21 protein-coding genes and 1 pseudogene are annotated in these 22,316 nt (G+C 61.0%); 9 read left to right on the top strand and 13 right to left on the bottom strand.

Annotated elements, in window-relative coordinates; genetic code table 11:
* The first annotated feature begins 57 nt into the window (after positions 1-57).
* Complete coding sequence (locus tag VDP79_RS06325; protein ID WP_323017366.1) at positions 58-978, top strand: restriction endonuclease; 921 nt, start codon at positions 58-60, stop codon at positions 976-978.
* Here the strand turns inward: VDP79_RS06325 and VDP79_RS06330 are convergent.
* The 6 genes and pseudogenes from VDP79_RS06330 to VDP79_RS06355 form a co-directional block, all read right to left on the bottom strand.
* Positions 977-1,054 (bottom strand): annotated as a pseudogene (locus tag VDP79_RS06330) (type II toxin-antitoxin system mRNA interferase toxin, RelE/StbE family); the annotation flags it as partial. The gene VDP79_RS06325 and the pseudogene VDP79_RS06330 sit on opposite strands and share 2 nt — an antisense overlap.
* A 49-nt stretch (positions 1,055-1,103) precedes the next feature.
* Positions 1,104-1,493: a hypothetical protein gene (locus tag VDP79_RS06335; RefSeq protein WP_323017367.1), complete on the bottom strand. Its 390-nt coding sequence runs from the start codon at positions 1,491-1,493 to the stop codon at positions 1,104-1,106.
* Between the two features lie 91 nt (positions 1,494-1,584).
* Positions 1,585-2,739, bottom strand: coding sequence for a type I restriction endonuclease (locus VDP79_RS06340; protein ID WP_323017368.1), 1,155 nt, complete (start codon positions 2,737-2,739; stop codon positions 1,585-1,587).
* Between the two features lie 78 nt (positions 2,740-2,817).
* On the bottom strand, positions 2,818-3,498 hold the full coding sequence (locus tag VDP79_RS06345; RefSeq protein WP_323017369.1) for a S24 family peptidase: 681 nt from the start codon (positions 3,496-3,498) through the stop codon (positions 2,818-2,820).
* Between the two features lie 258 nt (positions 3,499-3,756).
* Positions 3,757-4,779 (bottom strand): alpha/beta hydrolase, encoded by a 1,023-nt coding sequence (locus VDP79_RS06350; RefSeq protein ID WP_323017370.1) that lies wholly within the window; start codon positions 4,777-4,779, stop codon positions 3,757-3,759.
* 126 nt (positions 4,780-4,905) lie between these two features.
* Positions 4,906-5,478 carry a YceI family protein gene (locus VDP79_RS06355; RefSeq protein WP_323017371.1) on the bottom strand — a complete coding sequence of 191 codons (573 nt, stop codon included), beginning with the start codon at positions 5,476-5,478 and terminating at the stop codon, positions 4,906-4,908.
* A 259-nt stretch (positions 5,479-5,737) separates the two neighbouring features.
* Between VDP79_RS06355 and VDP79_RS06360 the strand changes: the two genes are divergently transcribed.
* Positions 5,738-6,181, top strand: coding sequence for a cytochrome c (locus tag VDP79_RS06360; RefSeq protein ID WP_323017372.1), 444 nt, complete (start codon positions 5,738-5,740; stop codon positions 6,179-6,181).
* Between the two features lie 22 nt (positions 6,182-6,203).
* Here VDP79_RS06360 and VDP79_RS06365 read toward each other — a convergent pair whose 3' ends face one another.
* Positions 6,204-7,310: a methyl-accepting chemotaxis protein gene (locus VDP79_RS06365; protein WP_323017373.1), complete on the bottom strand. Its 1,107-nt coding sequence runs from the start codon at positions 7,308-7,310 to the stop codon at positions 6,204-6,206.
* A gap of 299 nt (positions 7,311-7,609) precedes the next feature.
* Here VDP79_RS06365 and VDP79_RS06370 point away from each other — a divergent pair, with 299 nt between their 5' ends.
* Positions 7,610-8,119 (top strand): SRPBCC family protein, encoded by a 510-nt coding sequence (locus VDP79_RS06370; RefSeq protein WP_323017374.1) that lies wholly within the window; start codon positions 7,610-7,612, stop codon positions 8,117-8,119.
* Positions 8,120-8,150: 31 nt separating this feature from the next.
* Here VDP79_RS06370 and VDP79_RS06375 read toward each other — a convergent pair whose 3' ends face one another.
* On the bottom strand, positions 8,151-8,741 hold the full coding sequence (locus tag VDP79_RS06375; protein ID WP_323017375.1) for a response regulator transcription factor: 591 nt from the start codon (positions 8,739-8,741) through the stop codon (positions 8,151-8,153).
* 51 nt (positions 8,742-8,792) lie between these two features.
* Positions 8,793-10,805 carry a sensor histidine kinase gene (locus VDP79_RS06380; RefSeq protein WP_323017376.1) on the bottom strand — a complete coding sequence of 671 codons (2,013 nt, stop codon included), beginning with the start codon at positions 10,803-10,805 and terminating at the stop codon, positions 8,793-8,795.
* 221 nt (positions 10,806-11,026) lie between these two features.
* Here VDP79_RS06380 and VDP79_RS06385 point away from each other — a divergent pair, with 221 nt between their 5' ends.
* From VDP79_RS06385 to VDP79_RS06405, 5 genes are all read left to right on the top strand, one after another.
* A complete protein-coding gene (locus VDP79_RS06385) occupies positions 11,027-12,019 on the top strand; it encodes a TRAP transporter substrate-binding protein (protein ID WP_323017377.1) in 993 nt (330 codons plus the stop codon).
* Between the two features lie 145 nt (positions 12,020-12,164).
* Positions 12,165-13,166 (top strand): TRAP transporter substrate-binding protein, encoded by a 1,002-nt coding sequence (locus VDP79_RS06390; RefSeq protein WP_323017378.1) that lies wholly within the window; start codon positions 12,165-12,167, stop codon positions 13,164-13,166.
* 80 nt (positions 13,167-13,246) lie between these two features.
* A complete protein-coding gene (locus VDP79_RS06395; protein ID WP_323017379.1) occupies positions 13,247-13,783 on the top strand; it encodes a TRAP transporter small permease in 537 nt (178 codons plus the stop codon).
* Complete coding sequence (locus VDP79_RS06400) at positions 13,780-15,057, top strand: TRAP transporter large permease (RefSeq protein WP_323017380.1); 1,278 nt, start codon at positions 13,780-13,782, stop codon at positions 15,055-15,057. The genes VDP79_RS06395 and VDP79_RS06400 overlap by 4 nt, the downstream gene beginning before the upstream one ends.
* Positions 15,058-15,143: 86 nt before the next feature.
* Entirely contained in the window at positions 15,144-15,968 is an 825-nt protein-coding gene (locus VDP79_RS06405) for a thioesterase family protein (protein WP_323017381.1), read from the top strand.
* Positions 15,969-15,981: 13 nt separating this feature from the next.
* On the opposite strand, the gene VDP79_RS06410 is transcribed toward VDP79_RS06405, so the two are convergent.
* The 4 genes from VDP79_RS06410 to VDP79_RS06425 all read right to left on the bottom strand — a co-directional run bounded on the left by VDP79_RS06410 (position 15,982) and on the right by VDP79_RS06425 (position 21,163).
* A complete protein-coding gene (locus tag VDP79_RS06410) occupies positions 15,982-17,751 on the bottom strand; it encodes a solute carrier family 23 protein (protein WP_323017382.1) in 1,770 nt (589 codons plus the stop codon).
* A 125-nt stretch (positions 17,752-17,876) separates the two neighbouring features.
* Complete coding sequence (locus VDP79_RS06415; protein ID WP_323017383.1) at positions 17,877-19,391, bottom strand: MFS transporter; 1,515 nt, start codon at positions 19,389-19,391, stop codon at positions 17,877-17,879.
* Positions 19,388-19,768, bottom strand: a complete 381-nt coding sequence (gene trxA / locus VDP79_RS06420) for a thioredoxin (protein ID WP_323017384.1) — start codon at positions 19,766-19,768, stop codon at positions 19,388-19,390. Before trxA ends, VDP79_RS06415 begins: the two co-directional genes overlap by 4 nt.
* 102 nt (positions 19,769-19,870) lie before the next feature.
* Positions 19,871-21,163, bottom strand: coding sequence for an NCS2 family permease (locus tag VDP79_RS06425; RefSeq protein WP_323017385.1), 1,293 nt, complete (start codon positions 21,161-21,163; stop codon positions 19,871-19,873).
* Between the two features lie 106 nt (positions 21,164-21,269).
* Between VDP79_RS06425 and tsaD the strand changes: the two genes are divergently transcribed.
* On the top strand, positions 21,270-22,316 hold the full coding sequence (gene tsaD, locus VDP79_RS06430) for a tRNA (adenosine(37)-N6)-threonylcarbamoyltransferase complex transferase subunit TsaD (protein WP_323017386.1): 1,047 nt from the start codon (positions 21,270-21,272) through the stop codon (positions 22,314-22,316).

Raw genomic sequence — 22,316 nt, forward strand, 5'->3', positions numbered from 1 at the left:
AGATACAGGCAGTCAGATTGACACTATGCACGAAAGCATTGCGATGAGGACAGCAGGATGATGGTACCGACTTACGACCAATTTATCGAACCTGTGTTGAGATTCCTGGCCACTCAGCCCGAAGCCGTGCGTGCCAGCGTGGTGCACGAGGCTGCGGCCAGGGCGCTCAATTTGACCGATGAGCAGAAAGCAGCCGCCTTGGATAGTGGGCAGCCTGTGTACCGCAATCGTACGGGCTGGGCGCATGACCGGCTCAAGCGGGCAGGGCTGTCTTCCAGCGCAAAGCGCGGGTACTGGCAGATCACCCCAGCAGGCGCTGAGTACCTTGAGCACCAGCCGACGCCTTTTGCTGCTGCAGAGGTGGAACGCCTGGCCAGTATCTTCAAAACGGTTGAATCCCTGCGCCCGAAAGATTCGGTGTCCCTGGAGCCGGCCCCTGCGGTGGATGCTGCAGCAACGGCTTCGGTGCTCAGCCCCGATGATCGGCTGGATCAGGCACGGGCGGAGCTCAGAGAGGCCACGGCCCGCGATCTGCACGATAGTCTCCTGCAGGTGTCTCCCACCCGGTTTGAGGAGATTGTGCTCGATGTCCTGCACCAGTTGGGCTATGGCTTGAATCGTCAGGATCTTCAGCGCGTAGGGGGCTCAGGCGACGGTGGTATCGATGGCGTGATTTCGCTGGACAAGCTGGGGCTGGAAAAGGTCTATGTGCAGGCCAAGCGCTGGCAAAACAGCGTAGGGCGCCCAGAACTGCAAGCCTTTTATGGGGCGCTCGCCGGGCAAAAGGCCAAGCGTGGCATCTTCATGACCACATCGGGGTTTACTGCGCAAGGCGTGGATTTCGCCAGGCAGGTCGAGGGAATGGTTCTGATAGACGGTGCGCGTCTGGTGAATCTGATGATGGATTGCGAGGTGGGGGTGTCCTCGAAGGTGCTGAAGATACCGAAGATCGACACGGATTACTTTGACGAGGAGTAAGCCGCGCAAGTCTGAGCGTATCGGCATCCGGCTTGCGATAGATCAGCAGCAAGTTAGGCTTGATGTGGCATTCCCGGAGAGTGTCATTGATTTTCCTCTACACCCCAACCCCACACCAGAAGGCGCTACTTAGCCGCAGAATTGTGGCTATCCGCATGCTCAGGCTGTGCCGCCGGGGCGAGGGCGCCAGATGTCCCATCCTGAATGCATCCCTTTTCTGCCGAGACGCTTTGTAGTTGCTTGAGCCTCGTGTTGGCGCTTTTGATAGCGTTATCCTTCTCCATCAGATTGCCGATGCCAAAGTCGCCGAGGAAGGAGAGGACGGATCTCCCGTCGAACTCGCTTTCCTTTTGCACGTGGTCAAGGAACCCCATGACCTTTGCTTGCTCCAAGGCTACCTCCCGACAAGTCATGGTGTTTTTCTCGTAATCCGTCAATTCACCCTGTCGACCATAGTTCTTCGTGGCACACCCCGCCAATAGAATCACAAGCGCTGCGATCAATACCTTTTTCATATCTTCCTTTCTTTTCAATACACTCAACGTGGCTGGTTACCTGATGGGAAAAAATAAACGTCTTATAGACCGACCTCACATCAGAAGGCGTTTACTCAGCATCGCCGCCTCGACCCTTGCGCCGGAAATTTTCGTCATCCTTGCAGTACGCGAGGGCATCGCCCACGATTCCGACAAGTCGATATAGATTTTCAGGCTTGCCAAGCAGCACCTGATCGCTGGCGCCGATTAGTAGGCCGGCCCGCGATATCTCGGTGTGGTGAGCATCTGTGAGTGGCACAATGAACTGTACAGCCGGATTTTTCTTGTCGCCCCAGAATCGGAACAGCCAGCGGTTCGACTTCCCGCCATGCACGACAGAAAAATAGGACTCCGTATCGCGGGGCTGCAGATCCTCTTCCGGCAGAATGTCGCAGCAGATTTTGAACAGATTTTGTTCGTCTGCCGTCGTGATGATCTTCGCGTTATTTGGGTCAACGATATCGGCATCTTCGTCGGCCACAACCTCAACAGGCGCAGCGGGTGGCATGACCTCTGGCGCTGACAGGCTGGTGGCCACCATCGAACTGATGGATTGGGCCACCGCTTGTTTCACCAGCGGCTGCATGCTGTCCAAGAACTTTGCGTTGAGCTGGCGCTGTACGCCCGCCTGTTGCGCAACGTACCTGACGAAATCCTGTCCGCAGTCGCGAAGAGCAGAGGTAATAGCGCCTTTGAAGGCATGCAAATAGACGTTTTCTTCCGCCAAGGCGCGCAGCGCGTCTGGCTCCAGGCGGTCGTAATGAAATCGCTCAAGCTGCTCAGCGACATCCTCGTCTCCACCAGCGAAATCGATCACCAGGAACGGCTCTTTGTCCATGATGTTTCGATTGTCTAGGTCTGTGAAGAAGCGCCATTCGCGGCCATTGGTGATGGCGGCGACGGCAACCTCCGGCGTCGCGTTGTAGTAGCGCGAAAGCTGTGGGCAATGGTTGGTCAGGTTAGCCGAGTAGGCCTTGGCCTCGATGAACAGGACGGGAACATCATTGCTGAACAGTGCATAGTCAACGCGCTCATGATTTTTTGCGCCTGGAAAATCGGCGCCGTATTCAGCTTTGACTTTGGTTGGATCGTATGGGCTAAAGCCCAGGATGTCGAGCAATGGCAGGATCAACGCCTGTTTAGTTGTTTCCTCGGTAGAGCAGTGCGCGCCGACGCTCTTGACGTGTTCGATGTGGTGCTCGATGCGCCGTCTGAATTCCTGCATATTTCCCTCCTCCTGTCCTGCAAAAACATTCCCACATACCCAACATAATTTGTTACCCATTGGGTAAAAACATCTACTTTATAGGCCGAAGCCGCACCAAAACGCGCGGCCCGCGATGCGAGCCTTGGGGTCATCTATCTGGATGTCTGGGTACTCGCCGGCCTTCTCAGTGTTGTGTGACCTGGCCCACCATACGCCATCCTTCTTCACCAACTCCTTGACGTACAGTTTCCCTTTGATCCAGACGACATAGACACGCTTCGATAGAGGGTCCGTGCGCCGGCGGTTGGCTAGCACCACAGAGCCGTCGATGATGTGCATGTCGGTCATCGAGTCGCCGTCCACCTCGAAACCGATAGTCTGGTCGGGCTTGGCATCGTTCTTGGCTAGCCAGTCGCGGCGAAACATTAGAATCTTGGTGACGTCATCAGACAAGATGATCTGACCCTTGCCGGCCGATGCCTTGGCGTCCACCAAGCGGATAGAGGCGTGGTCGTCGTTGCCCTCATTGTCTGCGACGTCGTGTTTCGGGCCTGTTCCGTCGAATAGCCATTGGCCTCGCACGCGCATCAGTGGCGCGATCTTCATGCAGGTGTCCAGATCGGCAGCGTTGGCGCCGTTGAACCAGAAGGTGACGGCAGCCGATGTCACTTTGGCTGCTTGCCAAAGATGCGTTTTCGTCAGGTGCGGCCCGCCGACCTCCTTGAGGCGGCGGTTTTCTTCTTGGAACGCAGCAGTGATTCTGGCCTGAAAATTCATCTTAGTAGACTAAACAATATTTCTCTTAGTTGGCTGTGAATTAGTTTCATTTAATATTTTAGTGTTCCCGATGCGAACAGATTCTTTGGTGGTCCGGCGGCCGGCTACACCGACTATCCGCTTGCGGCGCAGAACGAGCAGGCGCTCGAGGATGAGGAAGACGTGCGGTGAACCAAGACAACACGGTGTATCCCGGCATGCTGGCTTCTTATTTTTCTGCGCGCGCTTCGCGCAGGCAATGACCACAGCGCAGCGTCTTCAAGGCTCACTGGCAATCAGCAAAGCACGCTCCAGAGAAACACGGATCATGCCGCCATGTCCTTGTTCGCTGAAGGTCTCATAAGAGGCATCCGCTGCATGGCTGAGCAGGCCTGCAGCCATTTCACGCAAAGCACTGTGCGAATCCAACAGTCTGCCATCCGACATCCGGATAGGGGTGGAGGAAGGCGCTGGCCTGTGGTCTGGTCTTGGCTTGGTTCCGACCAGGATGGCGACTCGCTTGCCGGCGGCCCGTGTCTTGTCGAAGGCATCCCATTCCCTGACCAGCGCGCCTTTGTACCACCAGGCGGAAGGATCTCCGACGACGTAGCGGGAAAAGCTGTCCGGCTGTGTCAACAGGGTGTGCAGGGCGAATAGGCCGCCGTAGGAATGGCCCCAGAGATATTCCTGGTCGCCCACGCCGGCGCGGGAACGTACCAGCGGTTTGATGCGCGACTCGATAAACGCCAGAAAGATGTCGGCCCCGCCGCCGACGTGCCCGCGCACCACGGGCTGCTGGGCGATGATTTGGCCATCTGCCATGATGGGCGGCGTGTAATCGTAGGCGCGCGACACGACGTCATTGCGCGTGGGGATGTCGTAGCCGATGGCGACCAGCACGGGCGGGTGTCGGCGGGACAGCCATTCAAGGTCCTGGTCGACGATGGTGTCGATCGCGGCATTGCCGTCCAGCATATAGAGCGTGGCGTAACCGCCCGCCGGAGCTGGCGTGCTGGGGATGGCGATCTGGATGCGATAGTGCCTTTTACCGTCGGCGGAGTCGATGGCGTGTGTTTCGAACCGATAGTATTTCGAAGGACGATCCGCCACGGTTTCCCCAAGCAGACGGGCGCTGCGAGTCGGGGTGGTCAGAGATGCGGCTTCTTGGGCGTAGGTGATCCCGGGGGTGGCGGACAGGCCGGCGATCAAGATCGGTGCGCATAATAGGATGCGCTGTGTGCTCTTGATAGCCCGAGACCAATAGGCTGCGATCAAGGATGCGGGACGTCGAAACATGAACATGCGGTCTTTCATTAATGAGAACAAGTCTCACTATTGAACCATGTCCGACGTCTGTTCAGGGGGGGGTGGGGGTTTGGCCGCGCCATCAAGGCAGCGGCCTCATCCTGTCTCTGCAGCGATTCAAAGCTATTGCTTGATCGCCTCGATCTGGACCACCATCCGCACGCTGTCCGGGATGCCGGGCAGGCCGAAATTCACGCCCCATTCGCTGCGTTTGATCGTTGCCTCGAAGTCGCCGCCGCAGACGTCGCGCTGGATGCGCTTGTTGGTGTAGCAATTAAAGTGATTGGCTGTCAGGACCACCGGTTTCTGCACCCCCAGCAGCGTCAATGTGCCGGAAACGCTGCTGACTTTGTCTCCTTCAAAGGCGAAGGCATTGCTTTCGAAGCGGACATCCGGAAATTCTGCGGTATTGAAAAAATTCTTGTCACGCAGATGCTCGTCAAAGCCTTTTGATCCCGTGTTGATCGAGGCGGGATCAATATGGATTTTGGCCTGTCCTTTTTTGGCGGCCTGGTCGAGTTCGACCGTACCCGTGATGGTGTCGAACCGCCCCCGCGTGGTGGATGTGCCGTTGTGAACAACCTCGAACGTGACGAAGCTGTGGTCAGGTTCGACTTCGTAGCTGGCGTTCTGGGCGTAGGCCGGGAATGCATAGGCGGACAAGCCCAGCATGGTCATGACAAGTAGTTTTGACATTGGGATCCTCGCAATAAAATGGTCGATCAGTCTGTGATTCTGAATATCAGCTGACATCGCCAGTCTAGGGGATTCGTATATGCCCGGTAAGGATGCTGTTGCGATTCTTGTGATCTGCATCAAAGAGTGTCATTTAATGAAAAATAATGAAAATAGATATACTGATGCATGCATTTAATATTAATGAATGCTATTGTCCCAATCTGAACCAGAGATGAATATTCCAAGAAAAAAGCAGATATTTATCTTCGGAAGTGTGATGCTCATCGGCGCCGCCGCTGTGCTGTACAGCAGCATGCGGCCCTCCGGCCCCGCGTTCATCGATCCGGCGGATCAGGCGCTGGTATTGCAGGGCAAGGCCATCTACGCCAATCAGTGTGCCGCTTGCCATGGGACATCGTTGCAGGGGCAGCCGCATTGGCGCCAACGGCTGCCCAATGACAGAATGCCCGCGCCGCCGCATGATCAGACGGGACACACCTGGCATCACCCGGATCCGATATTGATGGATATCGTGAAAAATGGTTTGGCGCCGGGCAAGACGGCGCCTGAGGGCTATATCAGCGACATGCCTGCCTATCAGGATGTCCTGTCCGATCACGAGATCAGGGCTGTGCTCGCGTATATCAAAAGCACTTGGCCGCCGGATATTCTGCAGGCGCAGAAAGAGGTCACGGAAGCGGCCCTGTCACAGCAGCGCTGACCGCCTCCGTCGGCGTTGCGGATCAGCCTTGAACGGCCATGCCGCCCGGCGCCAGCCGGAAGGCTGACAAGGACAGATTGACGTCGATGGCCAGGCCTTTTTGCGTGTTGGCTGTTTCAGTGGCCTGCTGCGCCAGTTGCGCATTGTGTTCGGTGACGGTTTCCAGCGCCGTCATGGCCTGGTGGATTCTGCCGATGTCCGTGGCCTGTTCTTCGGTCGCCGCAGTGATTTCCTCGACCAGCGCCGATGCTCGGGCGATGACCTGGACCACTTCCCGCATGGTGGCCCCGGCCTGTCTTACCTGGGCCATGCCGGCGCTGACCCGGCCAGACGACAGATCGATCAGCGTGCGGATTTCCTGGGCGGCGGTCGCGCTGCGTTGAGACAGCCCCTGTACTTCAGCGGCCACGACGGCAAAGCCGCGGCCCTGTTCGCCGGCCCGGGCGGCTTCGACCGATGCGTTCAGCGCCAGGATATTGGTTTGAAAGGCGATGCTGTCAATGATGCCGACAATATCGGCGATTTTCTGTGAGCTGTCAGTGATGCCTTCCATGGTCAGGACCACCCCGTCCACGGCGCTGCCGCCCTGATTGGCCACATCGGCCGCCTGACGCGCCAGCTGGTTGGCCTGGTGGGCGTGATCGGTATTGGCGCCGATGGTTCTGAGCAGTTGCTCGACGCTGCTGGCGGTCTGCCTCAGGGCGCTGGATGACTGTTCCGTTTGTCTGGTCAGGTCCAGATTGCCGGCGACGATGTTCTGCGCCGCTTGCTGCATCTGCTGGTTGCTGGTCAGCGTAGCGGTGATCATGGCCTTCAGGCTGTCTTGCATGTCCTTGATGCTCTGGAATGCACTGCCGATCTCGTCGCGGGTCCAGATTTCGATCGATGTGCTGAGATCGCCGTCCGCGATGCGGCACAGGTGGGCGCCGATATCCTGCAGGGGCAGCATGATCATGCGCAGCAGCAGCCGGTAACCCAGCCATGCGCACAGGCCGGCGCCGGCCAGAATGCCCGCCAGTATGGGAGCAGGCCAGGGGCGGGCCAGCGCGACCAGTGTCCAGAACAGCATGGACAGCACGATCAATGCCAACCGTGTCCGAAGTGAAAATCCGGATAGAAAGCTTTTCATTTTGTCTCCGTAGGTCGAAGGCTCTGATTCGCTTGGCGACGCTCGTCGGCCGGGAGGCCGGATCGCCGCGTGGTTGCCGGATGCACGCCTTGCCCAGTTTTGCCGATTCTGGCATGTGTCGCGTCCATAACCATTCCGGTGGGTGGATGATGATCATCAAGCGCAGATGATGAGGCGCGGCGGGCGTTTAATCGGCGGCAAGGTGTGCAAGTAGTTTTTGTTTTGCAGGGCCTTTAGGGGTTGGCGGGCGAAACGATGGCAAAATGCGGTCCATCCTGTGATTTCAGAGACATCCCATCATGAATGAAGAGACTTTCCAGCCGGGCAGCATCCGCCGTCTGGACGACGGATTCGAAGGCCGCCTGCAGCGCGTGATCGAACACGCCACTGATCCGGTCTGGCAGATGTTGACTGACCCGCAAAAAATCGCGCAGTGGCTGGCGCCGGGCAGTATCGAACTGCGCCAGGGGGGTGCGGTGCGTATTGATTTTGCTGACAGCGGGATCTTGATCGAAAGCACCGTGCGGGCGTTCGAGACAGGCCGCCTGCTGGAATATTCCTGGAGCAGCGGCGCTGAACCGGATCGCCCGCTGCGTTGGGAGCTGACGGCGGTGGGGCAGGGCACGCGTCTGGATCTGACCGTCCGGCTGCCTGCGAGCGAAGACATTGCCAAGGCCTGCGCCGGATTCGAAGGGCATCTGGACATGATGCTGGCCGCGCTGGAAGGCGTGCCCATCCGCTTTCCGTTCGAACGGTTTCTGCAGGCCCGCAAGGCGTATCAGGCGCAGCTGGCGTCTCTGGCGGATTGAACCGCTGCGCCAGGCCGGCAAGCTGACGCCGCTATTTCAGCAAACGCGCCAGCTCGACGGCGGTGCGGACCTGCATCTTGGACAGGATGTGCGCCCGATGCACCTCGACCGTGCGCATGCTGATGCCCATCATGTCGGCGATGACCTTGTTCATCCTGCCTTCCAGGATCAGATCCATGACTTCGCGTTCACGCGATGACAGCGAGGCCAGGCGCGTTTGCACCAGCGCCTGGTCGCCGGCCTGGAGTGAGGCCTGCAGCGCTTCTTGCACGCGGTCCATCAGCTTGTTGTCGTTGAACGGCTTTTCAAAAAAATCGAAGGCCCCGCGCTTCAGGCTGTCGACGGCCATAGGCACATCGCCATGGCCGGTCAGGAAGATGACGGGCATGCGCTGGGTCAGGCTGCGTGCCGCCAGGGTATCGAACAGCAGGGCGCCGCTCATGTCGGGCATCCGCATGTCGAGCAGCAGGCAGTCGCCTTCGGGGCTGAAGGCATAGTCCGTCCCCAGCATGTCCAGAAAGGTCTGGACCCCGTCGTAGCCTGCAGCGTGGATCTGGCGGGACTCCGCCAGCCAGATCAATGAATCCCGTATGGCTTCTTCATCGTCAACGATGTGTAGCACCTTGCTGTCTCCCTCCTCTGGCGCGCGCAGTCTGCAAGTGACACGGCGGCTCTATTTTTTCATGTTTTCGGCAGCGATGGATGCAGGCAGCGAGAAGCGGAAGATCGTCCCCCCGTCAGGGTGGTCCGCGTAGGTCAGGGCGCCGCCATGAAACTCGACGACGGTGCGGCAGATCTTCAGACCCATGCCCATGCCGTCGGATTTCGTGGAAAAGAACGGCGAGAACAGTCGTTCCTGTGCATGGGGCGGGATGCCGCATCCGCGATCAGCCACGCTGATGGTAACACTGCCCGGCGCACTGGGGTCGGGGCCCGCGCCGATGTGCAAGACGCGCCGCGCTTGCTCTACATCGCGCATCGCCTCGATGGCATTGCGGGTCAGGTTGAGCAGCACCTGTTCCAGCATCATGGGGTCCGCCAGCACGGCGGGCGTGTTTGCCTGGATATCGGTCTTGATGCTGATGAAGTGCTGGCTGGCTTGCAGCTCGGCCAGTTGGGCGACGTCGGCGATCAGGGTGGGCAGCGCCACGGTTTCCCGGTGCGGCTCGCGTCGTTTGGCGAAGGAATGGACGCTGCGGATGACGTGTCCTGCGCGCTGGGCCTGGGCATTGGCCTTTTCCAGGGCGCCGCGGATGCGCGCCATCCCGGCGGCATCCTGGTGCATGGCCGGATTTTCCAGCAGGTTCAGCGCGCCGGTCGTATAGCTGGTGATGGCGGCCAGCGGCTGGTTCAGTTCGTGCGCCAAGGTCGATGCGATTTCCCCCATGGTCACCATTCTGGCGCTGGCTTGCAGTTTTTCCTGCTGGCGCCGGTTCAGTTCCTCGAAGCGCTTGCGGTCGGAGATGTCCAGAATCGAGCTCATCCAGCCGGTCTGTCTGCCGCTCTCGTCCACCAGCGCGGATTCATAGACCAGGACAGGAAAGCGTTCACTGCCGTTGCGCAGAAAGACGGTTTCAAAGCCGTGGGAGCTGATCGTGCCCGCCATGCGTTGCTCAAAGCGTTCCTGGTATTCCTCCATGACCTCCGGCGCCCAGTAGGGCATGGGGGGCGACAGCCCGATCAGGGACTGAGCCGACATGCCGACCATCCTGCAAAAGGCAGGGTTGACATAGGTGATCCTGCCGTTCAGGTCATAGACTCGCAAGCCGGTCACGAGAGAGTCTTCCATGGCCGTGCGAAAGGCGATCTGTTCGCGTAAGGCGCGCTCGACGGTCGTGCGGCGGTTGATATCGCGCCACAAGGCGCCAAGACTCCAGAACAGGCCCAGCGTCAGTGCGACGACCGCGACGACCAGCAGGTTGGGCAACAGATTGGGGGCGCCTTTGACGCTGTCGGTGCGTAGCGTAATGTCTGCATAAGGCAGATGCAGGTCGTGCGCGTAGGTATAGACGCCGCGCCCCGGGCCGCCGGCCGTGCGTTGCCCGAGTGCGTTTTCGTGCCGGTCGGTCAGGCGGATTTCGTTTTTCTGGGCAAACCACCAAGGCACCATTTGTTCCAGCACGCCGCTCAGCGAATAAGTGGCGACCACCCAGCCGATATGCTGCCCGCCTTGATGGATCGGAAAGAGATAGTCCATCAGGGCGGGGTGCTGCGCATCGATCGGCGGGGTCGGCTGGATATATTCCGGCGCATTGGTGTCGCGCACGCGCACCAGTTTCAGACGCAGCTCTTCCGAGAGATCATCCAGGACGAAGCTGCCTTTCTGATTGGATGCCGTGCCTTTGCCGTCCGCGTCGATCCAGGCGATGCGCACCAATTCAGGGTGGTTGCGCAGCAGGAAGTGCATGCGATTCTGCAGTTTTCCATCCGCCAGATGGGCTGTGGCGATGGCATTGGCCAGCGACCGGATATCGTCTTCGTTGCGCCCCAACTGGAAACGAATGGTCTGCTCGACCCACAGCGTATCGGCGATCAGCTGTTCCTGGCGCTCTGTGGATTCCATCTGCTGCGCCTGATGCGGCAGCCAGATGACCGTGGTCAGGAACAGCAGTGCGCACAGAATCGGCACCAGCCATTGCCAAGTGCGTCGGTGGATCAGCGAAGCGTAGGACGGAAAGGGCTTCATGCCAGATAGGATCAGGCCGTCCCCCGGCTGGCGAGGCGATGGCGAGGAGAGTTGCGGCAACGGCGACGGCCCTAGTGTAGCTGAGCGGTGCGCTGCAAGACGGGCCAGGTCCCGGGGTTCGCTTGTGGATTTCCACAGTTGAAACACTGTGCCGGCTTGTCGAAAATAAGCGCACTTGTCTTCGACCATGCAGCCTCGAGATCTCCAAGACCGCATCCACCATGAAGTTGTTCGCCATCCTGTTTACCTGTTTGTTGACGTACGCCCCGCTTGCCGCCGCGCAGCAGGGACCCATCGTCATCCGCTTCAGTCATGTCGTGGCCGCGGATACGCCTAAAGGCAAGGCGGCGGTGCGGTTTCAGCAGTTGGCCGAACAAGCCACGAACGGCCGCGTCCGGGTGCAGATCTATCCGAACAGCCAGCTCTATCGGGACCGCGAAGAACTGGAAGCCCTGCAGTTGGGCGCGGTGGAAATGATTGCGCCTTCCTTGTCCAAGTTCGGACCCTTGGACGCGCGTGAGTTCGAGGTATTCGACTTACCGTTCCTGTTTCCCGACGAAGCAGCGCTGCACCGGATCACGAACGGGCCGATCGGCGCGGGCATGCTGCAGCGCTTGCGGCTCAAGGGGGTCATCGGCCTGGCGTTCTGGGATAACGGCTTCAAATCTTTTTCCGCCAATCGTCCCTTGCTGGCGCCGACGGATATGGCGGGTCTGCGCATGCGGATTCAGCCTTCCCGGGTGCTCGATGCACAAATGAGGGCGCTGGGCGCCCAGCCGATGGCCATGCGGTTCGGCGAAGTCTATGCGGCCCTGGAAGCCGGTGTGGTGGATGGCACGGAGAACCCGCACTCCAATTTCTATACGCAGAACCTGCAGAACGTGCAGTCGCACTTGACCGTGTCCAATCACGGTTATCTGGGCTATGTCGTCATCGTCAATCGAAAGTTCTGGGAAGGTCTGCCGTCCGATATCCGCCAGGCGCTGGAGGCGGCCATGCGGGAAGCGACTCTTTATGCCGGTTCGATTGCACAAGAAGAAAACGAGCGCGCCCTGGAGGCGATTCGCGCGTCTGGCGAGACGCAGGTCCATGTGTTGACGGAAGCGGAACTCAAGGAATGGAAAAGCGCACTGGCGCCCGTCAGTGTCGAGATGGCGGACCATATCGGCGCGCAACTGATTTCTGATATACGACAGGCAATTGAAGCCCCTTAGCGGGTCGATGCGGTCACCCGGGTTTTCCTCTGGCCGGGTGGGTGTTTTGCAAGGCAGCAAGACAAAGAGGCCAATAACAATTTCTGATGAATCACTTCTTTGGCAATCGATTTTGATCATTGCTTTAAAACCAGGAGACTTTGCTATGAAAATTCGTGTTCCCGTTCTCAAAACGCTGGGTGTCTGCTTGGCGCTGGCATTTTCATCGACAGCGCTGGCCGATCAGCCTATCGTCGTGAAGTTCAGCCATGTCGTTGCCGACAAGACCCCCAAGGGCCAGGGCGCCCTGAAATTCAAGGAACTGGCCGAAGCCGCCTTGCCGGGCAAGGTCGAAGTCCAGGTTTTCCCCAACTCGCAACTGTTTGGCGACGGCAAGGAAATGGAAGCCCTGCTGCTGGGCGACGTGCAGATCATCGCCCCGTCCCTGGCCAAGTTCGACCGCTATACCAAGAAACTGCAGATCTATGACCTGCCGTTCATGTTCAACGATATGGCCGCCCTGGATCGCTTCCAGGCCAGCCCCGCCGGCCAAAGCCTGCTGGACTCCATGACGTCCAAGGGCATCAAGGGTCTGGCCTACTGGCACAACGGCTTGAAGCAGATGTCCACCAACAAGGATCAGCTGGTTCGTCCGGAAGACATCAAAGGTCTGAAGTTCCGTATTCAGTCTTCCGACGTGCTGGAAGCCCAATTCCGCCAGCTGGGCGCCAATCCGCAGAAACTGGCCTTCGCCGAGGTCTACCAGGCGTTGCAGACCGGTGTGGTGGACGGGGCCGAAAACCCCTGGTCCAACATCTACTCGCAGAAATTCCACGAAGTCCAGAAAACCATCGCCATCACCAATCACGGGGCGCTGGACTATATGGTCATCACGAATTCCGGCTGGTGGGACGGTTTGCCTGAGGACGTGCGTGCGGGCTTGAAGAAAGCCATGGACGGTGCGACCGAATACGCCAACCAGCTGGCCTCCGAAATCAACGACCGCGATCAGAAGCTCATCGCCGAAGCCGGCAAGGCCAAGATCCAGACCCTGACCAAGCGGGACGTCGCCGCCTGGCGTGAAGCTGTCCGTCCTGTCTGGACCAAATTCGCGGACCAGATCGGCGAAGACCTGATCGCCAAGGCTCGGGCGTCCAACGACGAATAATGGCCGCCATCCGGTAACTATTTCGTCAATCAGCGGCTGCCGCATGGCAGCCGCTTCATAGTCTGATAGAGGAATTCCCCATGCCTAGAAAGTGGCTGGAACATTTCGAGGAAAGCCTGATCGCCTTTCTGCTGGCGGCCATGACCGTGGTGACGTTCGCCCAGGTCGTCGCGCGCTACGTCTTCAACTACAGCTTCGTCTGGGCGCTTGAGCTGACCATGTATTTCTTCGGCGCCCTGATCTTTCTGGGCATCTCCTACGGCGTGCGCGTGGGCGCGCACATCGGCGTGGACGCCTTTGTGCGTCTGCTGCCGGCGCGCGCCGCCCACCGCCTGGCCATCGCCAGCACGGTGCTGTGCATAGCCTATGCCTTCATCGTGCTCTACGGCAGCTGGATCTACGTCAGCAAAATCCACATGATCGGCATCATGGCCCAGGACCTGCCCATCCCGCAGTGGGTCCCGCGTGTGGTCATGCCCCTGGGCTTTGCCTTGCTTATCTACCGATTCGGCGAGGTGCTCTGGCACCTGATCAAGGGCGATCACGCCTCGCTGCTGGGCGACGAGGTCGCCGATGCCATGAAGTACCGTAGCGACGACGCGGGAGAACAAAAATGACCACCATCGCACTGTTCATCCTGTTGTTCCTGTTCATGTTCATGGGCCTGCCCGTGGCGGTGGCCCTGGGGCTGTCGTCTCTGCTGACCATCATGGCCTTTGGCACTGACTCGCTGGCCTCGCTCTCGCTCAAGCTCTACGAGACCTCCGAGCACTTCACGCTCATGGCCATCCCCTTCTTCATCCTGGCCGGCGCCTTCATGACCACCGGGGGCGTGGCCAAGCGCATGATCCGCTTTGCCATCGCCTCGGTGGGCCACCTGCACGGCGGTCTGGCGATCGCCTCAGTCATGGCCTGCGTGCTGTTTGCCGCCGTCTCGGGCTCCTCGCCCGCCACAGTGGTGGCGGTGGGCTCGATCGTGATCGCCGGCATGGTGCGCGCGGGCTATTCCCAGTCCTTTGCTGCGGGCGTCATCTGCAACGCCGGCACCCTGGGCATCCTGATCCCGCCGTCCATCGTCATGGTGGTCTACGGCGCCGTCACCGAAACCTCGGTGGGCGCGCTGTTCATGGCCGGGGTCATCCCCGGGCTGCTGCTGGGCCTGGTGCTGATGGTGGCCATCTACATCGTGGCGCGCGTGCGCAAGATGCCCCGTCAGCCGCGCGCCAGCCTGGGCGAGGTCAGCGCCGCCGCGCGCGACTCGATCTGGGGGCTGCTGCTGATCGTCATCATCCTGGGCGGCATCTATGGCGGGATCTTCACCCCGACCGAGGCCGCCGCCGTGGCCGCCGTCTATGCCTTTTTCATCGCGGTGTTCGTCTACCGCGACATCGGCATGACGCAGGTCCCCGAGGTCCTGATCGACGCGGCCAAGGTGACCATCATGCTGATGTTCATCATCGCCAACGCGCTGCTGTTCGCCCACGTGCTGACCACCGAACGCATCCCGCAGGCCATCGCCGAGCAGATCATCGCCTGGGACATGAGCAGTTGGCAGTTCCTGATCGTGGTCAACATCCTGCTGCTGGTGGCCGGCGCCTTCATGGAGCCGACCGGCATCATCCTGATCCTGGCCCCGATCCTGTTTCCGATCGCCATGGAACTGGGCATCGATCCGGTGCACCTGGGCATCATCATGGTGGTCAACCTGGAGATCGGCATGGTCACCCCGCCGGTGGGCCTGAACCTGTTCGTGACGGCCGGCATCACCAAGATGAGCATCGGTCAGGTCATCCGCGCCGCGCTGCCCTGGCTGGCGTTGCTGCTGGTCTATCTGGTCTTCATCACCTACGTCCCCATCATCAGCCTCTGGCTGCCCGGACTGTTCGGCTAAGACCGTTAGCCGGATGATGTGAAGAAGGGCGCCTCAGGGCGCCTTTCTTCACGTAAGGATCTATTCAAAGACACTATACTTGCCGCATGCCTATCGCCCAGAACCTGCACCTCGGTCATCAGAACGAAGACTATCCGCCTGCCTATTACGTGCGTCGCGGCGATACGCAGTTTCTTTCCACCTTGCATTCCCAAGGCGCCTGGCAGCCCGGCGAGCAACATCTGGCGCCCGCCGCCGGTCTGGTGTTGGCGGAAGTCGAACGCAGATTGCCCAGCGACAAGCTGATCTCGCGTGTGTCCTTCGATGTACTGGGCGTCATTCATTCCGGGCCGTTCACAATCGACGTGCAGATGGTGCGGCCGGGCCGCTCCATCGAGCTGATCGAAGCCCGGATGCTTCATGGCGATCAGACCAGCATCCATGCGCGCATCTGGCGCCTGGCGGCGACGGATACCCGGCAGGTGCAGGGGACGGAATGGGCTGCTTTGCCGCCGCGCGAGACCATGCCGCCCCTGACGTTTTCGTCGATCTGGGGGGGCGGTTTCATCGCGACGCTGGAGGCGCATCGCAGCGCCGATGTCCGGCCGGGCCGCGGGCGCAGCTGGCTGCACACGCCATACTCTTTGGTGGCGGACGAGACCGACCCTCCGGTGGCGGGTTTCGTGAAGTTGATCGATACCGCCAATGGCCTAGCCGTCCGTGAAGACCCTGGCAGCGTATTTTTTGCCAATGTGGATCTCACCATCCATTTCATCCGCCAGCCGCAAGCCGGTTGGGTCGGTTTCGACACCCGCGTCAGCTTTGGCCCGACGGGGCTGGGCGAGACCTTTTCCGTCCTGAGCGACGTTCACGGGCCGGTCGGCACCGCAGCACAAAGCCTGACGGTGCGCATGAAAGAAACCAGCGCCTGATCACGCTGCGTGGTCAGTGGTCGAAGTGCAGCTTCAGGTAGGATGCATCGCCGCGCTGTTCTGAGTGCAGCCGGTCTGCCAGCCGTCGGAGCATTGCCTGAGAAATACCGCTCAAGGCCTGATCCAGGGCGACCTGGAACTGCTCGCCTTCGATATCCAGCAGATCGGGGGTGGGGCTATGCGGCATCGTCGTCAGGGCCAACGGCGCACCATCGTGCCGTAATTCGATGTCCAGATTGAATTCGTCGAAGCTGCCCTGGATGCCCGTTAGCCTGGAACCACGCTCCTGGATGGCTTCGGCGGCTTCCAGAGCCGCTTGTGCGGCTCGCCGCACGATGTTGCGCCGGGCATTCCAGCTGGCCCCCTGGGATTCGACGAAATCAACGACGGCCTGCGCCGCAGCAGCGGGGGACAGATCCGGCGCCAGTTCCTGTTGTGTGCGTTGCGCAATGCCCAAGCGAAACAGCAGGTTCAAGGTGATGGCGCTGAGGCCCGCCACGATGATCCCGTTGCTTGCCATGAGCCGTAGCGATTCCGGCGCCAGTTCCGCCAGCTGGGGCACGAGGATCACGCCGATGCCCAGCACGAAGGACAGGCCGATCATGAACAGCCCTCTGGCATCCAGCGCCCGTGAAGCGATCAGTTCGATGCCTGACACGATCAGATAGGCGGCTGCGTAGATTTCAATGGCGCCGATGACGGCAGCCGGCATCAGGGTCAAGGCCAGCGAGACCTGGGGCAAGAATGCCACCAAGGCCAAGAGGGCCGCCACCAGCAGGCCGATCCAGCGGGAAGAGGATCTGCTGATGTGGGCAAGCGCGATATTGGCCGATGAAATCGCCGTCGGCAGGGCGCCCAGCCATGCGGCCATAAAATTGCCGATGCCGCAGGCGCGCATGCCGCCCGACACCATTTTCATATCGGGGCGGTGCCAATCGGCATCGTTCATTTTGTGCATCAGGACGACGCAGCCAAAGACGTCGAGCTGCGTCATCAGCGCCAGAACAGCGACAGCCAGCAGGACACCGATGTCGATGTGGAAATCAGGTGCGGGCACATTGGGCAGGCCGAAGACGGGCGTATCGGCCAGCACCTCCAGGCCGTTCAGATTGCCGAGGAAGAATGAAAAAACAATCCCTACGATGAGCCCGGTCAGCAAGGCGAAAAGCTTGCCGCGCTGCCTGCCCCAGATCGAGAGCGCCATGATGCAGGTCAGCGTGACGACGCCGGTCAGCAGATCGCCCAGGTCGACAGCGCCCCGTTCGGTCAGGCCGCTGACGTGCAGTAAAGCCGGTTCGATCAGTGAAAGCCCCGCCACGCAAACGACGATGCCGGCGACCGTTGGCGGCAGCAGACTGCGCAGATGAGGCACCAGCGATCCGGCTCCCAGGGCGACCAGCCCGTTGATGACGCCGACCAGCACCAGCCCGCCCAGGCCGTATTGACTGGCCAGCATGCCTGAAATGACAACCAGCAGAGGATCCGGCATATGGATCAGCAACATGCCGGAACCCACACGCCCGCCCCACGATTGGCAGAAGGTGGAAATGGCCATGCCGAGAACGGTCGCGGTCACCATGGTCTGGGTGGTGGCGGCGTCCAGTCCGCCGATCTTGGCTGCGGCCAGGACGTAGGCGATCAGCGCCAGGGCGGTGGCGATATGTTGCAGCGCCAGCCCCGACAGGGTGCTGATGGGAGGTCTGTCGTTCGCGGCGTACAGCAGCTCGTGCGGACGCTTGAAGGAGGGCAGGGGCGGCAGGGCGATTTTGGAAAAATCGGGCATCGAAGTGGCAGGTCTCAGGAGGGCGCTCGACGTGGTCCGGACAAATGACGCGGCATGCGGGCGGAGTGCGCCAGTGTATCGGAGAATCCGCGCATCAATCCGCCCATATCGAGCGCCTTGCAGGCTCAGTTTGCGATGATCGCCTGTTCATGTTTGCGGCGGTCGCGCTGGTCTTTGTACGCGAAGGCCAGCGCGATCACGATGATGACCGAGATGACGCCAAAGCCAGTCGCCGTGGCGAGGTGCCAGGATGTGGATCCATCCAATGTCCAGAATACGGTGGCGGTGATCATGGCGATGCCGACCGAAGTGCCGATGCGTTGCCCCGTCTGCATGATGGCTCCGGAACTGCCGGCGTAATCCAGGGGGACGTCCATCAAGGTCAGGGCCTGGTTGGGGCTGATGACGAACCCTTGCGCCAAGCCGATGAAGGACAATGTCAGCAGCAGCCACCAGGCGCTGAGCAGGTCATACGCCTGCAGCAGGATCACGCCCATGCTCAGGCCCAGGCCCGCAAGGGCCAGGAACAGGCCGCCGATGACGATCTTGCGTCCGTACGCCATGACGCGCCGGCCAGCCCAGTCGGCCGCCCAGGACGACAGCAGAGCGGCAGGGATGCCGAACAGGCCGGACTGCAGCGCTGACATGTCCAGGCCTTCCTGTACATACAGGGCCACCAGCACCCATACGCTGGTGGTGCCTAGAAAATATAGGGCCATGATCAAGACGCCGTTGCTGAAGCTGGGCGTGGCGAAGATGCGCAGATCGACCATGGGGCTGCCGCCCCGGCTGACGGTGCGGCGTTCCCACCAGACCCAGAGCGCCGCCAGCAGCAAGCCCAGCGGCAACAGCGCCCAGGTCAGCGGGGCGCTGCGCGATTCCACAAAAGGATATAGAAAGGACAGGACGGCCAGGCCCAGCAGGAGAGAGCCGATGGGGTCGAGCGAGCGCCATCCTGCCCGTGCGGCAGGCGGCGCGCCCGGTGTGCCGCCGCGTTGAACCGGCGCCGGTGTGCGGCTGGGCAGCTGGATAAGAGGCCGTGGAAACCATTTCAGCCCGAGGATGAGTACAGCGATGCCGATGGGGACGTTCACCAGAAAGGTCAGCCGCCAGCCCAGGTGCAGGCCGCCCAGTTCGATCAGCACGCCGCCCAGCACTGGACCGATGGCCACAGAAAATCCGACCGCGGTGCCGAAATAGCCAAAGGCCCGCCCACGCTCGGCGCCGCGAAAATAATGCTGAATCATGCCCAGCCCCTGAGGGTTGAGCAGGCCCGAGCCGATGCCCTGGACAAAGCGGGCGCCATTGAGCCAGGCGGCGTCCGGCGCCAAACCGGCAGCGATGGACGAGAGGGTGAACAGCGCCACGCCGATCAGGAACAGGCCGCCGCGCCCCATCAGATCGCCCGCGCGGCCGGCGGCCACCAGCACGACGCCAAACGTCAGCGCATAGCCCGACAATACCCACTGGATGTCGGATTGCGTGGCGTTCAGGGACGTCTGGATGGAGGGCAGTGCGACGTTGACGATGCTGACCCCGATCAGGGACATGAAGATGGTGGTCAGCAGGATGGCAAGAATGCGCCATCGGCCGGGATCCGGCCGATGGGAAGTGCGAGAACGGGAAGGCGGCGGGCTCAATGCGTGGTCGAGGAGGCCTTTTCCTGTTCGGCGATCTGGGCGTGGACCTGGCTCATGTCCACGGACTTGATCTGGGTGATCAGTTCTTCCAGTTGCGAAGCGGCCAATGCGCCAGCCTGCTGGAACAGCAGCACGTTTTCACGAAACACCATCAGCGTCGGGATCGAGCGGATGCGCAGGGCGGCCGCCAGTTCCTGTTGCTCTTCGGTGTTGATCTTGGCGAAGGTGACGTCCGGGTGTTTTTCTGCTGCGGCCTCGAAGGTGGGGGCGAACTGGCGGCAGGGGCCGCACCACGGCGCCCAGAGATCGATGATCAGAGGCTGTTCTGCTTGGGTGGCTTCCTGGAAGGTTTCCTGGGTGAGTTCGATAATGCTCATGCGGGCTCCTGGCTTGTGGCTGGTGGGTGGCGGCCATCGGCGGCCACCCGGGTTTCCGACTATATGGAGACAGTGTACCCGTCCTGCAAGTCCGGCCGTGGCTTAGCCCGGGAACAGGGCGTACTTGATGACGAACAGGATGGCGACCAGCAGTGTGGCGGGGTGGATGTCGCGGAAGCGCCCGGACAGGGCCTTGATCGCTACATAGCTGATGAAGCCGAAGGCCAGGCCGTTGGCGATGGAGTAGGTCAGCGGCATGGCGACGGCGGTGATGGCCGCCGGCACGGATTCAGTGATGTCTTCCCATTTCACGTCCACCAGTTCATGCAGCATCAGGCAGGCCACATAGAGCAGGGCGGGGGCGGTCGCGTACGCGGGCACGACGCCGGCCAGAGGGGACAGGAACAGGGCCAGCAGGAACAGCACGGCGATGACCAGCGCCGTCATGCCGGTGCGCCCGCCCGCCTGGACGCCGGAGGCGCTTTCGATATAGGCCGTCGTGCTGCTGGTACCCAGCATGGAACCGGCCACGATGGCGCAGCTGTCGGACAACAGGGCGCGGCCCAGGCGGCCCGGGTTATTGGGCTTGATCAGGCCGGCGCGCGTGGCGATCCCGATCATGGTGCCGGTGGCGTCAAAGACTTCGACCAGGACAAAGACCAGGATGATGTGGAAAAAGCCGGTGTTGAGCACCCCGGCGATATCCAGCTTGAACAAGGTCGGGTCCAGGCTGGGCGGGGCGGAGAAGATCCCCTGATATTGCACCAGGCCGGTCACGATGGACAACAGGGTGATTGCCAGGATGCCGATCAGGATGGCGCCGCGCACCTGCATGGCCCCCAGGGCTGCAATGATGAAAAACCCCAGGATGGCGAACAGGGCGGGCATCTGGGTCAAGTCACCCAGGCCCACCATCGTCGCAGGATTGGCGACGACGATGCCGGCTGTTTTCAGGGCGATGATGCCCAGGAACAAGCCGATCCCGGCGGCGATGGCCGCTCGCAAGGAAGGCGGGATACCGGCGACCAGCCATTCCCGGGCGCCGGTGACCGTCAGGATGACGAACACGACCCCGGAAATGAAGACCGCGCCCAGGGCCTGTTCCCAGGTATAGCCCATCTGGGCGACCACGGTGAAGGCGAAAAAGGCGTTCAGGCCCATGCCAGGCGCCATGCCGATGGGCCAGTTGGCCACGAAGGCCATGATGAGCGACCCCAGCGCCGCCGCCAGGCAGGTGGCGACGAATACCGAACCCCTGTCCATGCCGGTGCTGGACAGGATGTCGGGGTTCACGAAGATGATATAAGACATCGTCAGAAAGGTGGTCAGCCCCGCGAGAAGTTCGGTGCGAGCGTTGGTGCCGTGGTCTCTGAGCTTGAAAAGCCGTTCAAACATGATCTTGTCCCCAAAGGTGGAAGCGGTTTATTCACTGCATATTCTTGCGACGTGCCCATTCTAAGGCTGCTTAAACCCTTTTGTGAACAGCAGTACACTGCGGCCTATGCTGATCATCGGATTTGAAAGCTCCTGCGACGAGACCGGCGTGGCCATTGCCTGCACGGAACGCGGCCTGTTGGCGCACGCCCTGCACAGCCAGATTGCCATGCATCGGGAATACGGTGGCGTGGTGCCGGAATTGGCGTCGCGCGACCATATCCGGCGGATTGTGCCCTTGACGCGCCAGGTGCTGAAAGAAGCCGGCGTGCAGCCCGCCGATCTGGATGCCGTGGCCTATACGGCGGGGCCGGGTCTGGCCGGGGCCCTGCTGGTGGGGGCCGGGTTTGCGCGGGCCTTTGCGTGGGCGCAGGATCTGCCGGCCATTCCGATCCATCATCTGGAAGGCCATCTCTTGTCGCCTTTGCTGGCCGACGACGTGCCGTCCTTTCCTTTTGTGGCGCTGCTGGTGTCGGGCGGGCATACCCAGTTGATGCGTGTCGATGGGGTGGGCCGTTATCAATTGCTGGGCGAAACCTTGGATGACGCCGCCGGCGAGGCCTTTGACAAGAGCGCCAAGCTGATGGGGTTGAGCTATCCGGGCGGGCCGGAGCTGTCCCGCCTGGCTCAGCAGGGCGATCCCAAGGCCTGCGCCTTGCCGCGCCCCATGCTGCACAGCGGCGATCTGGATTTCAGTTTCAGCGGGCTGAAGACGGCAGTGCTGACGCGCATGCGGGCTTTGCAGGCCGAAGGCCGGGAAACCGATCTGACGGCCCGGGCTGATCTGGCGGCCTCGACCGAAGCCGCCATCGTCGATGTGCTGTCTGCGAAATCTTTGCAGGCCTTGCGCCGCACGGGCCTGAAGACGCTGGTCGTAGCAGGCGGCGTGGGCGCCAACCGCCATCTGCGTCAGCACCTGCAAGCAGCGCTGTCTGCCTTGGGCGGACAGGTGTATTTTCCGCCTTTGCACCTGTGTACCGACAATGGCGCGATGATCGCCTGGGCTGCCGTGCAGCGGCTGCGGGCAGGGCTGGTGGATCTGGATGCGCTGCGCGACAGCGGCTTTGCCGTGCGGCCGCGCTGGGATCTGCAGGACGTGTGCGTCCCGGCCTGA

The organism is Castellaniella sp. (genome assembly GCF_034675905.1).
GTDB lineage: Bacteria > Pseudomonadota > Gammaproteobacteria > Burkholderiales > Burkholderiaceae_B > Castellaniella.

Bases quoted from the DNA above. Each gene is read 5' to 3' on its own strand.
- VDP79_RS06340 (WP_323017368.1), bottom strand. From the start codon at position 2,739: ATGCAGGAATTCAGACGGCGCATCGAGCACCACATCGAACACGTCAAG.
- trxA (WP_323017384.1), bottom strand. From the start codon at position 19,768: ATGAGCATTATCGAACTCACCCAGGAAACCTTCCAGGAAGCCACCCAA.
- VDP79_RS06380 (WP_323017376.1), bottom strand. From the start codon at position 10,805: ATGAAGCCCTTTCCGTCCTACGCTTCGCTGATCCACCGACGCACTTGG.
- VDP79_RS06405 (WP_323017381.1), top strand. From the start codon at position 15,144: ATGCCTATCGCCCAGAACCTGCACCTCGGTCATCAGAACGAAGACTAT.
- VDP79_RS06355 (WP_323017371.1), bottom strand. From the start codon at position 5,478: ATGTCAAAACTACTTGTCATGACCATGCTGGGCTTGTCCGCCTATGCA.
- VDP79_RS06390 (WP_323017378.1), top strand. From the start codon at position 12,165: ATGAAAATTCGTGTTCCCGTTCTCAAAACGCTGGGTGTCTGCTTGGCG.
- VDP79_RS06345 (WP_323017369.1), bottom strand. From the start codon at position 3,498: ATGAATTTTCAGGCCAGAATCACTGCTGCGTTCCAAGAAGAAAACCGC.
- VDP79_RS06395 (WP_323017379.1), top strand. From the start codon at position 13,247: ATGCCTAGAAAGTGGCTGGAACATTTCGAGGAAAGCCTGATCGCCTTT.
- VDP79_RS06325 (WP_323017366.1), top strand. From the start codon at position 58: ATGATGGTACCGACTTACGACCAATTTATCGAACCTGTGTTGAGATTC.
- VDP79_RS06410 (WP_323017382.1), bottom strand. From the start codon at position 17,751: ATGCCCGATTTTTCCAAAATCGCCCTGCCGCCCCTGCCCTCCTTCAAG.
- VDP79_RS06350 (WP_323017370.1), bottom strand. From the start codon at position 4,779: ATGTTCATGTTTCGACGTCCCGCATCCTTGATCGCAGCCTATTGGTCT.
- VDP79_RS06385 (WP_323017377.1), top strand. From the start codon at position 11,027: ATGAAGTTGTTCGCCATCCTGTTTACCTGTTTGTTGACGTACGCCCCG.
- VDP79_RS06335 (WP_323017367.1), bottom strand. From the start codon at position 1,493: ATGAAAAAGGTATTGATCGCAGCGCTTGTGATTCTATTGGCGGGGTGT.
- VDP79_RS06370 (WP_323017374.1), top strand. From the start codon at position 7,610: ATGAATGAAGAGACTTTCCAGCCGGGCAGCATCCGCCGTCTGGACGAC.
- VDP79_RS06365 (WP_323017373.1), bottom strand. From the start codon at position 7,310: ATGAAAAGCTTTCTATCCGGATTTTCACTTCGGACACGGTTGGCATTG.
- tsaD (WP_323017386.1), top strand. From the start codon at position 21,270: ATGCTGATCATCGGATTTGAAAGCTCCTGCGACGAGACCGGCGTGGCC.
- VDP79_RS06400 (WP_323017380.1), top strand. From the start codon at position 13,780: ATGACCACCATCGCACTGTTCATCCTGTTGTTCCTGTTCATGTTCATG.
- VDP79_RS06360 (WP_323017372.1), top strand. From the start codon at position 5,738: ATGCTCATCGGCGCCGCCGCTGTGCTGTACAGCAGCATGCGGCCCTCC.
- VDP79_RS06425 (WP_323017385.1), bottom strand. From the start codon at position 21,163: ATGTTTGAACGGCTTTTCAAGCTCAGAGACCACGGCACCAACGCTCGC.